Annotated in this window: 13 protein-coding genes; 10 read left to right on the forward strand and 3 right to left on the reverse strand. The window is 64.4% G+C overall.

Features of this window, described 5'->3' with window-relative positions:
- Positions 1 to 25: 25 nt before the first annotated feature.
- The 3 genes from dapC to map form a co-directional block, all read right to left on the reverse strand.
- A complete protein-coding gene (dapC, locus tag FFS27_RS14420) occupies positions 26 to 1,234 on the reverse strand; it encodes a succinyldiaminopimelate transaminase (RefSeq protein ID WP_137952070.1) in 1,209 nt (402 codons plus the stop codon).
- Positions 1,235 to 1,251: 17 nt separating this feature from the next.
- Positions 1,252 to 3,954, reverse strand: coding sequence for a [protein-PII] uridylyltransferase (locus FFS27_RS14425; RefSeq protein ID WP_003113862.1), 2,703 nt, complete (start codon positions 3,952 to 3,954; stop codon positions 1,252 to 1,254).
- A gap of 166 nt (positions 3,955 to 4,120) precedes the next feature.
- A complete protein-coding gene (gene map / locus FFS27_RS14430; RefSeq protein WP_003092395.1) occupies positions 4,121 to 4,906 on the reverse strand; it encodes a type I methionyl aminopeptidase in 786 nt (261 codons plus the stop codon).
- A gap of 264 nt (positions 4,907 to 5,170) precedes the next feature.
- On the opposite strand from map, the gene rpsB reads away from it, so the two are divergent.
- From rpsB to FFS27_RS14480, 10 genes are all read left to right on the forward strand, one after another.
- Complete coding sequence (gene rpsB / locus FFS27_RS14435) at positions 5,171 to 5,911, forward strand: 30S ribosomal protein S2 (RefSeq protein WP_003092394.1); 741 nt, start codon at positions 5,171 to 5,173, stop codon at positions 5,909 to 5,911.
- A 130-nt stretch (positions 5,912 to 6,041) separates the two neighbouring features.
- Entirely contained in the window at positions 6,042 to 6,911 is an 870-nt protein-coding gene (gene tsf / locus FFS27_RS14440; RefSeq protein ID WP_003092393.1) for a translation elongation factor Ts, read from the forward strand.
- Between the two features lie 198 nt (positions 6,912 to 7,109).
- On the forward strand, positions 7,110 to 7,847 hold the full coding sequence (pyrH, locus tag FFS27_RS14445; protein ID WP_003092391.1) for a UMP kinase: 738 nt from the start codon (positions 7,110 to 7,112) through the stop codon (positions 7,845 to 7,847).
- Positions 7,848 to 7,849: 2 nt separating this feature from the next.
- Positions 7,850 to 8,407, forward strand: a complete 558-nt coding sequence (gene frr, locus FFS27_RS14450) for a ribosome recycling factor (protein WP_003092390.1) — start codon at positions 7,850 to 7,852, stop codon at positions 8,405 to 8,407.
- A 15-nt stretch (positions 8,408 to 8,422) separates the two neighbouring features.
- Positions 8,423 to 9,178: a polyprenyl diphosphate synthase gene (gene uppS / locus FFS27_RS14455; RefSeq protein ID WP_003113863.1), complete on the forward strand. Its 756-nt coding sequence runs from the start codon at positions 8,423 to 8,425 to the stop codon at positions 9,176 to 9,178.
- A complete protein-coding gene (gene cdsA / locus FFS27_RS14460) occupies positions 9,172 to 9,987 on the forward strand; it encodes a phosphatidate cytidylyltransferase (protein ID WP_003092388.1) in 816 nt (271 codons plus the stop codon). The genes uppS and cdsA overlap by 7 nt, the downstream gene beginning before the upstream one ends.
- Positions 9,984 to 11,174: a 1-deoxy-D-xylulose-5-phosphate reductoisomerase gene (gene ispC / locus FFS27_RS14465; protein ID WP_021265163.1), complete on the forward strand. Its 1,191-nt coding sequence runs from the start codon at positions 9,984 to 9,986 to the stop codon at positions 11,172 to 11,174. The genes cdsA and ispC overlap by 4 nt, the downstream gene beginning before the upstream one ends.
- Positions 11,175 to 11,199: 25 nt before the next feature.
- Positions 11,200 to 12,552 carry a sigma E protease regulator RseP gene (gene rseP, locus FFS27_RS14470; protein ID WP_023097295.1) on the forward strand — a complete coding sequence of 451 codons (1,353 nt, stop codon included), beginning with the start codon at positions 11,200 to 11,202 and terminating at the stop codon, positions 12,550 to 12,552.
- Between the two features lie 70 nt (positions 12,553 to 12,622).
- Entirely contained in the window at positions 12,623 to 15,010 is a 2,388-nt protein-coding gene (gene bamA, locus FFS27_RS14475; protein ID WP_003122144.1) for an outer membrane protein assembly factor BamA, read from the forward strand.
- 50 nt (positions 15,011 to 15,060) lie between these two features.
- Complete coding sequence (locus FFS27_RS14480; protein ID WP_003098586.1) at positions 15,061 to 15,567, forward strand: OmpH family outer membrane protein; 507 nt, start codon at positions 15,061 to 15,063, stop codon at positions 15,565 to 15,567.
- Positions 15,568 to 15,604 lie beyond the last annotated feature (37 nt).

Below are 15,604 nucleotides of genomic sequence, written 5' to 3' on the forward strand. Positions count from 1 at the left end.
CCCTTTTCGTTTCTCCGCGCAGGCTTCAGCGCGCCCGCAGGTAGTCGCGGATGCGCTCGGCGGCTTCGACGCACTCGGCCAGTGGTGCCACCAGGGCCATGCGCACGCGGTTGGCGCCGGGGTTCTCGCCGTCCACCTCGCGCGACAGGTAGGAACCCGGCACCACCGTCACGTGCTGCTGCTCGAACAGTTCGCGGGTGAATACGGTGTCGTCCACCGGGGTGCGTGCCCACAGGTAGAAACTGCCGTCCGGGCGCTGTACGTCGAGCACGCCGTCGAGGATCGCCAGCACGGCGTCGAATTTCTCGCGGTAGAGGCTGCGGTTGGCGCGCACATGGACCTCGTCGTTCCAGGCGGCGATGCTCGCCAACTGGGTCTGCACCGGCATGGCGCAGCCGTGGTAGGTGCGGTAGAGGAGGAATTTCTTCAGGATCTCCGCGTCGCCGGCGACGAAGCCCGAGCGCAGGCCGGGCAGGTTGGAGCGCTTGGACAGGCTGTGGAACACCACGCAGCGGCTGAAGTCCGTGCGGCCCAGCTCGGCGCAAGCGTTGAGCAGGCCGGGCGGCGGGGCGTTTTCGTCGAAGTAGAGTTCGCTGTAACACTCGTCGGCGGCGATCACGAAGTCGTAGCGGTCGACTAGGGCGATCAGCTTCTTCAGGGTCTCCAGCGGTACCAGGGCCCCGGTGGGGTTGCCCGGCGAGCAGAGGAAGAGAATCTGGCAGCGCTGCCAGGTCGCCTCGTCGACCGCGTCGAAATCGGGGTTGAAGCCGTTTTCCTCGCGGCAGGGCAGGTAGTGCGGCACGGCTCCGGCGAGCAGCGCCGCGCCTTCGTAGATCTGGTAGAACGGGTTCGGGCTGACCACCAGGCCGGGCGCCTCGCCGGGCTCGCTGCGGCGGACCACGGTCTGGGTGAAGGCGAACAGCGCCTCGCGGGTACCGTTCACCGGCAGTACGTGGCGCGCCGCATCCAGCCAGCCGGCCGGTACCGAGAAGCGCCGCTCGCACCAGCGCGCGATGGCTTCGCGCAGGGCCGGCAGGCCGAGGGTGGTCGGGTAGACCGCGAGCTGGTCCAGGTTCTCCGCCAGGGTTTCGGCGACGAAGCTCGGCGAGCGGTGCTTGGGCTCGCCGATGGACAGTGCGATCGGCTTCAGCGTCGCGGGCGGCCGGGCGCCGCCGAGCAGGGCGCGGAGCTTCTCGAAGGGGTAGGGCTGGAGGTTGTCGAGTGCGGTATTCATGGCGTTGGCAAGGCTTCTCAGAAGTTTATCCGGGTAGGCAGGGTGTCCCGTCCGTTGTCTTGTGACAGCTGCTCGACCAGGGCGGCCTGCAGGCGTTTGCACAGGTCGGGGTCGGCGAGCGGCTGGTTGCGCGCATCGGTGATGTAGAAGACGTCCTCCACGCGCTCGCCGAGGGTGGCGATCTTGGCGTTCTGCACCGACAGGTCGAAATCCAGGAAGATGCCGCCGATCCGCGCCAGCAGGCCGGGGCGGTCGGGGGCGATGACTTCGAGCACCGAGACCTGGCGCAGCGCGTCGGTGGAGATGGTCACCTGCGGGGCGAAGGCGAAGTGCTTGAGCTGGCGCGGCACCCGGCGCTGGATGATGGTCGGGTAGTCGTCGGGGTTCTTCAATGCGTCGATAAGCCCCTCGCGGATCTCGGCGATGCGCTCCGGGTTGTTGCCGATGGAGTCGCCGTCGGCGTCGAGCACGATATAGGTATCGAGGGTGAACTGGCTGGTGGAGGTGATGATCCGCGCGTCCTGGATGCTCAGGTTGAGCTGGTCCATGGCGGCCACGGTGACCGCGAAGAAATCGTGCTGGTCGGCGGCGTAGATGAAGATCTGCGAACCGCTCTCGAACTCGCGCTGGGTGGTTTCCTTTATCAGCACCAGCGGCGTGCCGTCGTCCGGGTGCTGGAGGATCGCCTCGGTGTGCCAGGCCACGTCGCCGGCGGTGTGGCGCAGGAAGTAGTCGTCGCCGAGCTGGCTCCATAACTGCTCGGCATCGTCCTGGTCGATGCCGTTGCGTACCAGTTGGTCGAGGGCCGCGGTCTGCGTCTGGCGGATCTGCTCCTCGCGGTCCACCGGGTTCTCCAGGCCGCGGCGCAGGGCGCGCTTGGTCTCGGTGTAGAGCTGCCGGAGCAGGCTGGCGCGCCAGGAGTTCCAGAGCGTCGGGTTGGTGGCGTTGATGTCGGCCACGGTGAGCACGTACAGGTAGTCGAGGTGGGTCTGGTCGCCGACCAGTTGGGCGAAATCGAAGATCACCTGCGGGTCGGAGAGGTCCTTGCGTTGCGCGGTGGTCGACATCACCAGATGGTTCTGCACCAGCCAGGACACCAGTTGGGTGTCCCAGAGCGGCAACTGGTGGCTCTGGCAGAAGGCCTCGGCGTCCACCGCACCGAGTTCCGAGTGGTCGCCGCCACGGCCCTTGGCGATGTCATGGTAGAGACCGGCGATGTAGATCAGTTCCGGCTTGGGCAGACGATCGATGATCTTGCTCGCCAGCGGATATTTCTCGGCCATCTCCGGCCGATTCAGCTTGCGCAGGTGCTTGATAAGGTTGAGGGTGTGGGCGTCCACCGTATAGATATGGAACAGGTCGTGCTGCATCTGCCCGATGATATGGCCGAACTCCGGCAGGTAGCGGCCGAGGATGCCGTAGCGGTTCATCCGCCGCAGGTTGCGGTGGATACCCTGGCTGCTCTTGAACAGCTCGATGAACAGGCTGGTGTTGCGGATGTCGTGGCGGAACTCGTCGTCGATCAGGTGTCGGCTGTCGCGCAGCAGGCGAATGGTGTCGGCGCGCACGCCCTTGATTTCCGGGTGCTGTGCCATCAGCACGAAGATTTCCAGGAGGGCGAACGGGGTGCGCTTGAAGACGTTCGGGTGCGTCACCTCGATGTAGCCGTCGCGCAACTGGAAGCGACTGTTCAGCGGTTGGATCTGCACCGGCTGCTCGCAGGGCAGGATGACTTCCTCGAAGTGCTGGATGATCAGGTCGTTCAGCTCGGAGATCGCCATCACCACCCGGTAGTACTTCTGCATGAAGCGTTCGACCGCCAGCTTGACGTCGTTGTCTTCGTAGCCGAACAGACGGGCGATGCTGCGCTGGTGATCGAACAGCAGGCGATCCTCGGCGCGCCCGGCGAGCATGTGCAGGGCATAGCGGACCCGCCAGAGGAACTCCTGGCTGGAAGCCAGCATGCTGCACTCGCTTTCCACCAGGAAGCCTTCGCGCACCAGGGCGTGCAGGTTGAGGCTGCCGAACTGGCGGCGGGCCATCCAGAGGATGGTCTGGATGTCGCGCAGGCCGCCGGGGGAGCCCTTGACGTTGGGCTCGAGGTTGTACTCGGTGTCGTTGTACTTGGCGTGGCGGCGCTGCTGTTCGTGGCGTTTGGCCAGGAAGAACTCCTTGCTCGGCCACATGTGCGCGCTGCCGGTAACCTGCAGCATGCGCTGGCGCAGGCTGTCAGGGCCGCAGATGGTGCGGCACTCCATGAGGGTGGTGATCACCGTCAGGTCGGCGCGCGCTTCCTCCGCGCACTGCTGCACCGAGCGCACGCTCTGGCCGACTTCCAGGCCGATGTCCCAGAGCAGGGTGAGGAAGCCTTCGATCGGCTCGCGGAAGCTCTCCTGGTCCTCGCTGTCGAGGAGGATCAGCAGGTCGACGTCGGAGTAGGGGTGGAGTTCGCCGCGGCCGTAGCCGCCCACGGCGACCAGGGCGATGTCGGCGTCGTCTCCCCAGTCGAAGCGCTGCCAGGCCTGTTGCAGGATCTGGTCGACGCACCAGGCGCGATCTTCGATCAGGCGGCGGATGTCGCGGCCGCTGTTGAAGCGGTTGTCGAGCACTTCGCGGAATTGCCGGATGGCCTTCTTGAAGGCGGCGATCGGGCTGGACTTCAAGGCCAGTTCCGCCTGGAACTGCCCGCGATCGAACAATTCGGGATCCACCTGCGGCATGCGGCCTTCCTTTATCTGCTAGCGGTTGGGTTCGATACGCGAGCGCCCCGTCCTGGTGCGTTTTTGCGCTGTATTGGTGCGCGCACTGCGCCGAATCGGGGCGTCGGCCCCGCCGGAATGGGGCGGGGCGTCGAGGCGCACGGCTGGCAGCAAAAGCCGGGCCGGATCAGGCGGCCGAGGTGCGCGGGAAGGTTTCGTCGTTGCGCAGGGTGAGGATCTCGTAGCCATCGGCGGTGACCAGCACGGTGTGCTCCCATTGCGCGGACAGCTTGCGGTCCTTGGTGATCGCGGTCCAGCCGTCGCCGAGCAGGCGGGTCTCCGGGCGGCCCTGGTTGATCATCGGCTCGATGGTGAAGATCATGCCTTCCTTCAGCTCGATGCCGGTACCCGCACGACCGTAGTGGAGGACCTGCGGCTCCTCGTGGAACACCTTGCCGATGCCATGGCCGCAGTATTCGCGGACCACCGAGAAGCCGTTCTTTTCCGCGTGCTTCTGGATGATTTCGCCGATATCGCCCAGGTGCGCGCCCGGACGCACCACGGAAATGCCCTTGTACATGCATTCCTGGGTGATCTGGCAGAGGCGGTCGGCCCATTCCGGGGTCTTGCCGACCAGGAACATCTTGCTGGTGTCGCCGTGGTAGCCGTCCTTGATGACGGTGATGTCGACGTTGAGGATGTCGCCTTCCTTCAGCGGCTTCTCGTTGGGGATGCCATGGCAGACCACATGGTTGATCGAGGTGCAGATCGACTTGGGAAAGCCCTTGTAGTTCAGCGGGGCGGGAATCGCCTTCTGCTCGTTGACGATATAGTCGTGGCAGATGCGGTCCAGCTCCTCGGTGGTCACGCCGGGCTTGATGTGTTCGCCGATCATTTCCAGCACTTCGGCGGCCAGGCGGCCGGCGATGCGCATCTTCTCGATATCGTCCGGCGTCTTGATGGTGACGGTCATGCGAATTCTCTTCGGGCGTGCAAGCACGCATGAATAATAAGGAATACGCGATTCTAGCAGACCTGACCGACCGATCTACTCCCGCCCGGCCATCCGCGGCGGGTTTCACTGCGTCCACGGTTATGGTATAAAGCGCCCCGCTCCGAGGCTGCGGCCTTTTCCGGAGCACAAACCCACACATGCATCGACACGATGGCCTGGGTGCCCGCAAGGGTTGGTCATTGGGATGCGTGGAGGCCTAACCCGACTTATCGAGGAACTATCATGTCCCAAGTCAACATGCGCGATATGCTGAAGGCCGGTGTGCACTTCGGCCACCAGACCCGTTACTGGAACCCGAAAATGGGCAAGTTCATTTTCGGCGCGCGCAACAAGATCCATATCATCAACCTCGAAAAGACCCTGCCGATGTTCAACGAGGCCCTGACCTTCGTTGAGCGCCTGGCCGCTGGCAAGAACAAGATCCTGTTCGTCGGCACCAAGCGTTCCGCCGGCAAGATCGTTCGCGAGGAAGCCGCTCGTTGCGGCATGCCGTACGTCGACCATCGCTGGCTGGGCGGCATGCTCACCAACTACAAGACCATCCGTCAGTCGATCAAGCGCCTGCGCGACCTGGAAACCCAGTCCCAGGACGGCACCTTCGACAAGCTGACCAAGAAAGAAGCCCTGATGCGCAGCCGTGACCTCGAGAAGCTCGAGCGCAGCCTGGGCGGCATCAAGGACATGGGCGGCCTGCCGGACGCTCTGTTCGTGATCGACGTCGACCACGAGCGCATCGCCATCACCGAAGCCAACAAGCTGGGCATCCCGGTCATCGGCGTTGTCGATACCAACAGCAGCCCGGAAGGCGTCGACTATGTAATTCCCGGTAACGATGATGCCATCCGCGCCGTGCAACTCTACCTGAACTCGATGGCCGAAGCGGTAATCCGCGGCAAGCAGGGCGCTGCCACCAGCGCCGACGAGTTCGTCGAGGAAGCGCCGGCCGAATCCGCCGAAGGCTGATTCCGGGACGTTCAGACGTCCGACGGTGCGCAGGAAGGGGGCTAGGCCCCCTTTTTGCCACCTTTGAGTTTCTGCCCGGCAGGCCGGGCACAAAGGTTTTTTGAGAGCTACCACTCAAGAGGATTTCGAAATGGCAGAAATTACTGCAGCCATGGTTAAAGAACTGCGCGAGCGTACCGGCTTGGGCATGATGGAGTGCAAGAAGGCGCTGACCGCCGCTGGCGGCGACATCGAGAAGGCCATCGACGACATGCGCGCTGCCGGTGCGATCAAGGCTGCCAAGAAGGCCGGCAACATTGCCGCCGAAGGCTCGATCGCCGTCAAGATCGCTGCCGACAACAAGGCCGCCGTGATCATCGAAGTCAACTCCCAGACCGACTTCCTGGCCCTCCAGGACGACTTCAAGGGCTTCGTCGCCGAGAGCCTGGAAAAGGCCTTCAACGAGAAGCTGACCGACGCCGCTCCGCTGGTCGAAGCGCGTGAGGAAGCTCGTCTGGCCCTGGTCGCCAAGACCGGCGAGAACGTCAACATCCGCCGCCTGACCCGCGTCGAGGGCGACGTGGTCGGCGCCTACCTGCACGGCCACCGCATCGGTGTCGTGGTCAACCTGAAAGGCGGCAACCCGGAACTGGCCAAGGACATCGCCATGCATGTCGCCGCCAGCAACCCGCAGTTCCTGAGCGCTTCGGAAGTTTCCGAAGAAGCGATCGCGAAAGAGAAGGAAATCTTCCTGGCGCTGAACGCCGACAAGATCGCCGGCAAGCCGGAGAACATCGTCGAGAACATGGTCAAGGGCCGCATCAGCAAGTTCCTCGCCGAAGCGAGCCTGGTCGAGCAGCCTTTCGTGAAGAACCCGGAAGTGAAGGTCGGCGACCTGGCCAAGCAGGCTGGCGCCGAAATCGTTTCCTTCGTTCGTTACGAAGTGGGCGAAGGCATCGAGAAGGCCGAAGTGGACTTCGCTGCCGAAGTTGCCGCTCAAGTAGCCGCCACCAAGCAGTAACAAAGACGGTTTCGACTGTCGCCCCGGAAGAGGCTGCCCGCTGATGCGTGCGGCCTCTTCGTCAAATGGGGAAGCGTTCGGGGCAGCTTCCGCGTTGCCGGCCCGCTCGGCGGGCTCGCACGCAACGCAGGCGCAAAGTCGTCTCCGCCCACGACGGCCCGGCCGTCACGTATTTTTATCGCCGCAGGAGAAAAGGTCATGGCTCAGCAACTGAGCGCTCGTCAACCTCGCTATAAACGCATTCTTCTAAAGTTGAGCGGCGAAGCCCTGATGGGCTCGGAGGAGTTCGGCATCGATCCCAAGGTGCTGGACCGCATGGCGCTGGAAATCGGCCAGTTGGTCGGGATCGGCGTGCAGGTCGGCCTGGTCATCGGCGGCGGCAACCTGTTCCGCGGCGCGGCCCTGTCCGCGGCCGGCATGGACCGGGTGACCGGCGACCACATGGGGATGCTGGCCACCGTGATGAACGGCCTGGCGATGCGCGATGCGCTGGAGCGCTCGAACATCCCCGCGCTGGTGATGTCGGCGATCTCCATGGTCGGTGTGACCGACCACTACGACCGCCGCAAGGCCATGCGCCACCTCGGCGGTGGCGAGGTGGTGATCTTCTCCGCCGGTACCGGCAACCCGTTCTTCACCACCGACTCGGCGGCTTGCCTGCGCGCCATCGAGATCGACGCCGACGTGGTCCTTAAGGCTACCAAGGTCGATGGCGTGTACACTGCCGACCCGTTCAAGGACCCGAATGCCGAGAAGTTCGAGCGCCTGACCTATGATGAAGTGCTCGACCGCAAGCTCGGCGTGATGGACCTGACCGCCATCTGCCTGTGCCGTGACCAGAACATGCCGCTGCGGGTGTTCAACATGAACAAGCCGGGCGCATTGCTGAATATTGTTGTTGGTGGTGCCGAAGGCACCCTGATCGAGGAGGGTTGAGAATGATCAACGAGATCAAGAAGGAAGCGCAGGAGCGCATGGGCAAGACCCTGGAAGCGCTGGGCCATGCCTTCGCGAAGATTCGTACCGGTCGCGCGCATCCGAGCATCCTGGATAGCGTGATGGTTTCCTATTACGGGGCCGATACGCCGCTGCGCCAGGTCGCCAACGTCACCGTGGAAGACTCCCGTACCCTGGCTCTGGCCGTGTTCGACAAGAGCATGATCCAGGCGGTCGAGAAGGCCATCATGACCTCCGACCTGGGGCTCAACCCGGCCACCGCCGGCACCACCATCCGCGTACCGATGCCGGCCCTGACCGAGGAGACCCGCAAGGGCTACACCAAGCAGGCGCGTGCCGAGGCCGAGCAGGCGCGGGTTTCCGTGCGCAACATCCGTCGCGATGCGCTGGCCCAGTTGAAGGACCTGCAGAAGGAAAAGGAAATCAGCGAGGACGAAGAGCGCCGCGCCGGCGACGACGTGCAGAAGCTGACCGACAAGTTCATCGGTGAGATCGAGAAGGCACTGGAAGCCAAAGAAGCGGACCTCATGGCTGTCTGAGGCCGGGCTGACGTCATGGAAAAGACCCGGAAGGATGTGTGCGTGCCACGCCACGTGGCCATTATCATGGACGGTAACAATCGCTGGGCGAAGAAGCGTCTTCTGCCCGGCGTCGCCGGCCACAAGGCCGGTGTCGATGCCGTCAGGGCGGTGATCGAGGTCTGCGCCGAGGCAGGGGTCGAGGTCCTCACCCTGTTCGCGTTCTCCAGCGAGAACTGGCAGCGTCCGGCGGACGAAGTCAGCGCGCTGATGGAGCTGTTTCTCGTGGCCCTGCGCCGCGAGGTGCGCAAGCTCGACGAGAACGGCATCCGCCTGCGCATCATCGGCGATCGCACGCGTTTCCATCCGGAGTTGCAGGCGGCCATGCGCGAAGCGGAAGCCGCCACTGCCGGCAATACCCGTTTCCTCCTCCAGGTCGCCGCCAACTACGGCGGCCAGTGGGACATCGTCCAGGCCGCACAGCGCCTGGCGCGCGAGGTCCAGGGCGGGCACCTGGCGGCGGACGATATCTCCGCCGAGCTGCTCCAGGGCTGCCTGGTGACCGGCGACCAGCCGCTGCCCGACCTGTGCATCCGCACTGGCGGCGAGCATCGCATCAGCAATTTCCTTCTCTGGCAGCTGGCCTACGCCGAGCTGTATTTCTCCGACCTGTTCTGGCCCGACTTCAAGCACGCGGCGATGCGGGCTGCCCTGGCGGATTTCTCCAAGCGCCAGCGCCGCTTCGGCAAGACCAGCGAGCAAGTCGAGGCCGAGGCCCGTCCGTCATGCTGAAACAACGGATCATCACGGCGCTGGTGCTTTTGCCCATCGCGCTGGGTGGTTTTTTCCTTCTCGAAGGGGCGTTCTTCGCCCTGTTCATCGGCGCGGTGGTGAGCCTGGGGGCCTGGGAATGGGCGCGCCTGGCCGGCTATGAACAACAGTTCGGCCGCGTTGCCTACGCGGCGACGGTCGCCGTGCTGATGGTCGCTCTCTACCATCTGCCGCAGCTTGCCGGAGCCGTGCTGCTGCTGGCGCTGGTCTGGTGGACGCTGGCCACCGTGCTGGTGCTCACCTACCCGGAAAGCGTCGGCTACTGGGGCGGCCGCTGGCGCCGCCTGGGCATGGGCCTGCTGATCCTGTTGCCGGCCTGGCAGGGGCTGGTCCTGCTCAAGCAGTGGCCGCTGGCCAATGGCCTGATCATCGCCGTGATGGTGCTGGTCTGGGGCGCGGATATCGGCGCCTACTTCTCCGGCAAGGCCTTCGGCAAGCGCAAGCTGGCGCCGCGGGTCAGCCCCGGCAAGAGCTGGGAAGGCGTTTACGGCGGCCTGGCGGCCAGCCTGGCGATCACCCTGGCGGTCGGCCTCTACCGCGGCTGGTCCCTCGGCGCGCTGCTCCTGGCCCTGCTCGGCGCGGCGCTGGTGGTGTTCGTCTCGATCGTCGGCGACCTCACCGAAAGCATGTTCAAGCGCCAGTCCGGAATCAAGGACAGCAGCAACCTGCTGCCCGGCCACGGTGGCGTGCTGGATCGCATCGACAGCCTGACGGCAGCCATCCCGGTATTCGCGGCCCTGCTCTGGGCCGCCGGCTGGGGTGCGCCATGAGTCGATCGCAGCGGATCAGCGTGCTCGGCGCGACCGGCTCGATCGGCCTGAGCACCCTGGACGTCGTCCAGCGTCATCCCGATCGTTACGAAGCCTTCGCCCTGACTGGCTTCAGCCGCCTGGCCGAACTCGAGGCGCTGTGCCTCAGGCACCGCCCCGTCTATGCGGTGGTGCCGGAGCAGGCCGCGGCGATTGCCTTGCAGGGCTCGCTCGCCGCGGCGGGTATCCGCACCCGGGTGCTGTTCGGCGAGCAGGCGTTGTGCGAAGTGGCCAGCGCGCCCGAAGTGGACATGGTAATGGCGGCCATCGTCGGCGCCGCCGGGCTGCCGTCGACCCTGGCGGCCGTCGAGGCCGGCAAGCGCGTACTGCTGGCCAACAAGGAAGCGCTGGTGATGTCCGGCGCGCTGTTCATGCAGGCGGTCAAGCGCAGCGGCGCGGTGCTCCTGCCGATCGACAGCGAGCACAACGCGATCTTCCAGTCGCTGCCGCGCAATTATGCCGATGGCCTGGAGCGGGTCGGCGTGCGCCGGATCCTCTTGACCGCCTCCGGCGGCCCGTTCCGTGAGACGCCGCTGGAGCAGCTCGCTTCGGTGACGCCGGAGCAGGCTTGTGCGCACCCGAACTGGTCGATGGGGCGGAAGATTTCCGTCGACTCCGCCAGCATGATGAACAAGGGGCTCGAACTGATCGAGGCGTGCTGGCTGTTCGACGCCCAGCCGAGCCAGGTCGAGGTGGTGATCCACCCGCAGAGCGTGATCCACTCGATGGTGGACTACGTCGACGGCTCGGTGATCGCCCAGCTCGGCAATCCGGACATGCGCACGCCGATTTCCTATGCCATGGCCTGGCCGGAGCGAATCGATTCCGGCGTTTCGCCGCTGGATATGTTCGCCGTCGGTCGCCTGGATTTCCAGCGCCCCGACGAGCAGCGCTTCCCCTGCCTGCGCCTGGCGAGCCAGGCCGCGGAAACCGGCGGCAGCGCCCCGGCCATGCTGAATGCCGCGAACGAGGTGGCCGTGGCCGCATTTCTCGAGCGGCGCATCCGCTTCAGCGACATCGCGGTTATCATCGAGGACGTGCTGAACCGCGAGGCGGTGACCGCAGTCGAATCGCTCGATCAGGTCCTGGCCGCCGATCGCCGCGCCCGTTCGGTCGCCGGGCAATGGTTGACCCGACACGCCGGCTAGTCTTCGGACGGCCTGGAGGTAGGAGATGAGTGCGCTTTACATGATCGTCGGTACCCTGGTGGCCCTGGGCGTGCTGGTGACGTTCCACGAATTCGGCCACTTCTGGGTCGCGCGACGCTGCGGGGTGAAGGTCCTGCGCTTCTCCGTCGGCTTCGGCACGCCGCTGGTGCGCTGGCACGACCGGCACGGCACCGAGTTCGTGGTGGCGGCCATTCCGCTGGGCGGCTACGTCAAGATGCTCGACGAGCGCGAGACGGAAGTACCAGCCCATCTGCTCGAACAGTCCTTCAATCGCAAGACGGTCCGTCAGCGGATCGCCATCGTCGCGGCTGGTCCCATCGCCAATTTCCTACTGGCGATTCTGTTCTTCTGGGTCGTCGCCCTGCTCGGTAGTCAGCAGGTGCGCCCGGTCATCGGTTCCGTGGCGCCGGAGAGCCTGGCCGCCCAGGCCGGCCTGGAGGCCGGGCAGGAACTGCTGGCGGTGGACGGCGAGCCCGTCACCGGCTGGAGCGGGGTCAACCTGCAGCTGGTTCGCCGTCTCGGCGAGAGCGGTACGCTGGAAGTGCGGGTGCAGGAAAAGGGCTCGAATGTCGATTCCACCCACCAGGTGCGTCTGGATGGCTGGCTGAAGGGCGAGGACAATCCCGATCCCATCGCCTCGCTGGGCATCCGGCCCTGGCGGCCGGCCTTGCCGCCGGTGCTGGCCGAACTCGACCCCAAGGGGCCAGCGCAGGCCGCCGGGCTGAAGCTCGGCGACCGTTTGCAGAGCATCGATGGCATCGCCGTCGACGACTGGCAGCAGGTGGTGGATAGCGTCCGTGCCCGTCCCGGGCAACGCGTCCAGCTCAAGGTACTGCGCGACGGCGAAGTGCTGGATGTTGCCCTGGAGCTGGCGGTGCGCGGCGAGGGCAAGGCCCGGAGCGGCTACATGGGGGCGGGGGTCGCCGGTACCGAATGGCCGGCGGAAATGCTCCGCGAAGTGAGCTACGGACCGCTGGAGGCGGTGGGTCAGGCGCTTTCCCGAACCTGGACCATGAGCCTGCTAACGCTCGACTCCATAAAGAAAATGTTGCTCGGCGAGCTCTCGGTAAAAAACTTGAGCGGGCCGATAACCATTGCTAAAGTGGCGGGCGCTTCAGCCCAGTCTGGCGTGGGGGATTTTCTCAATTTCCTGGCCTATCTGAGCATTAGCTTGGGGGTTCTCAACCTGCTGCCGATCCCTGTCCTCGATGGCGGGCATCTGCTGTTCTATCTGGTTGAGTGGGTGCGCGGGCGCCCATTATCCGAACGGGTACAGGCTTGGGGGATGCAGATCGGCATCAGTCTGGTCGTTGGCGTGATGTTGCTCGCTCTGGTCAACGATCTGAGTCGTCTGTAGTCATGTTGAATTCGAATCTGCCGCCCTTTGCGGCAGATTCTCTATTTGTCAGTTGGAAAAAAAGGACTCCATGAAACGCTTTCTGCTACCCGCGCTGCTGTCAGCGCTGATGATCGCCGAGGTTCACGCCGAGTCCTTCACTGTTTCCGATATCCGGGTCAATGGCCTGCAGCGCGTGTCCGCCGGTAGCGTGTTCGCCGCCCTGCCGCTGAACGTCGGCGAGACCATCGACGACCAGGCCCTGGTCCAGGCCACCCGCTCCCTGTTCAAGACCGGCTTCTTCCAGGACATCCAGCTCGGCCGCGATGGCAACGTGCTGGTAGTCACTGTAGTCGAGCGCCCGTCGATCTCCAGTATCGAGATCGAGGGCAACAAGGCGATTTCCAAGGAAGACCTGCTCAAGGGCCTGAAACAGTCCGGCCTGGCCGAGGGCGAGATCTTCCAGCGCGCCACCCTCGAAGGCGTGCGCAACGAGCTGCAACGCCAGTACGTGGCCCAGGGCCGCTACTCGGCCGAGATCAACGCGGAAGTGATCCCGCAGCCGCGCAACCGCGTCGCGCTGAAGATCAACATCAACGAAGGCACGGTCGCCGCGATTTCCCACATCAACGTGGTGGGCAACACCGTCTTCTCCGAAGAAGACCTGACCGACCTGTTCGAACTGAAGACCACCAACTGGCTGTCGTTCTTCAAGAACGACGACAAGTACGCCCGCGAAAAGCTCTCCGGCGACCTCGAGCGCCTGCGCTCCTATTACCTGGACCGCGGCTACATCAACATGGATATCGCCTCCACCCAGGTATCCATCACGCCGGACAAGAAGCACGTCTACATCACCGTCAACATCAACGAGGGTGAGAAGTACACCATCCGCGACGTGAAGCTGACCGGCGACCTGAAGGTGCCGGAAGAGGAAGTGAAGCGCCTGCTGCTGGTACAGAAGGGCCAGGTGTTCTCGCGCAAGGTGATGACCACCACCTCCGACCTGATCACCCGTCGCCTGGGCAACGAGGGCTACACCTTCGCCAACGTCAACGGTGTGCCGGAAGCCCATGACGACGACAAGACCGTCTCGGTGACCTTCGTCGTCGACCCGGGCAAGCGCGCCTACGTCAACCGCATCAACTTCCGCGGCAACACCAAGACCGAAGACGAAGTGCTGCGCCGCGAAATGCGCCAGATGGAGGGCGGCTGGGCCTCCACCTACCTGATCGACCAGTCCAAGGCCCGCCTGGAACGCCTCGGCTACTTCAAGGAAGTCAACGTCGAGACCCCGGCGGTTCCCGGCACCGACGACCAGGTCGACGTCAACTACAGCGTCGAAGAGCAACCGTCCGGCTCGATCACCGCCAGCGTCGGCTTCGCCCAGAGCGCCGGCCTGATCCTCGGTGGCTCGATCAGCCAGAACAACTTCCTGGGTACCGGCAACAAGGTCAGCATCGGCCTGACCCGCAGCGAATACCAGACCCGCTACAACTTCGGCTTCGTCGACCCCTACTGGACTGTCGACGGTGTCAGCCTCGGCTACAACGCCTTCTACCGGAAGACCGACTACGACGAGCTCGACGTCGACGTCGCCAGCTACTCGGTGAACAGCCTGGGCGCCGGCATGAGCATCGGCTACCCGATCAGCGAGACCTCGCGCCTGACCTATGGCCTGAGCGTGCAGCGCGACCAGATCGACACCGGCCGCTACACCGTGGACGAGATCTACGACTTCCTCGACAAGGAAGGCGACAACTTCACCAACTTCAAGGCTTCCATCGGCTGGTCCGAATCGACCCTGAACAAGGGCGTGCTGGCCACCCGTGGTCACTCGCAGAGCCTGACCCTGGAAACCACCCTGCCGGGCAGCGACCTGTCGTTCTACAAGATCGACTACCGCGGGCAGGTCTTCGCCCCGCTGACCGACAACTACACCATGCGCTTCCACACCGAGCTGGGCTATGGCGACGGCTACGGATCCACCGAGCGCCTGCCGTTCTACGAGAACTATTACGCCGGCGGCTTCAACTCGGTGCGAGGCTTCAAGGACAGCACGCTGGGGCCGCGCAGCACGCCATCAGTTGCGCGTGATGGCAAAGGTAACCAGATCGTTGGCCCTGACAGCAAAGGCCGCTACACCGACCCGGACCAGGATCCCGAAGCCTTCGGTGGTAACATCCTGATCACCGGCGGCGCCGAGCTGCTGTTCCCGCTGCCGTTCGTCAAGGACCAGCGCCAGTTGCGTACCGTGCTGTTCTGGGACGTGGGTAGCACCTTCGATACCGACTGCCCGACCAAGACCACCACCAACTGCGACGGCATCAAGACCGACAACCTCGCCAGTTCCGTGGGCGTCGGCCTGACCTGGATCACCGCGCTGGGCCCGCTGAGCTTCAGCCTGGCGACGCCGATCAAGAAGCCGGACAACGCGGAAACCCAGGTCTTCCAGTTCTCCCTGGGCCAGACCTTCTGATTTGTACGTAGTACCGAGTAACGAAACCATGCTTTGTGCAGGAGTGCATCGTGCGTAAGTTCACCCAGTTCGTCCTGATCACCGCAGCCATCATGGCGGCTCCTTCGGCGTTCGCTGAAATGAAGATCGCGGTGCTCAACTACCAGATGGCGCTGCTCGAGTCCGATGCCGCCAAGCAATACGCCGTGGATGCCGAGAAGAAGTTCGGCCCCCAGCTGAACAAGCTGAAGAACCTCGAGCGCGACGCCAAGGCGCTGCAGGACAAGCTGGTTTCCAACGGCAGCAAGATGTCCCAGGGCGACCGCGAGAAGGCCGAGCTGGACTTCAAGCAGAAGGCCCGTGACTTCCAGTTCCAGTCCAAGGAACTGAACGAGTCGAAGGCCGCCGCCGACCGCGACATGCTGAAGAAGCTCAAGCCGAAGCTGGACCAGGCCGTCGAGGAAACCATCAAGAAAGGCGGCTACGACATGGTCATCGAGCGTGGCGCCGTGGTCGACGTCAAGCCGCAATACGACATCACCCGCCAGGTGATCGAGCGGATGAACCAGCTGCGTTGATGATGAGTACCTTGTCCTACACCCTGGGCCAGCTGGC

It is taken from the genome of Pseudomonas sp. 2VD, from assembly GCF_005503585.1.
GTDB classification, from domain to species: Bacteria; Pseudomonadota; Gammaproteobacteria; order Pseudomonadales; family Pseudomonadaceae; genus Pseudomonas; species Pseudomonas aeruginosa.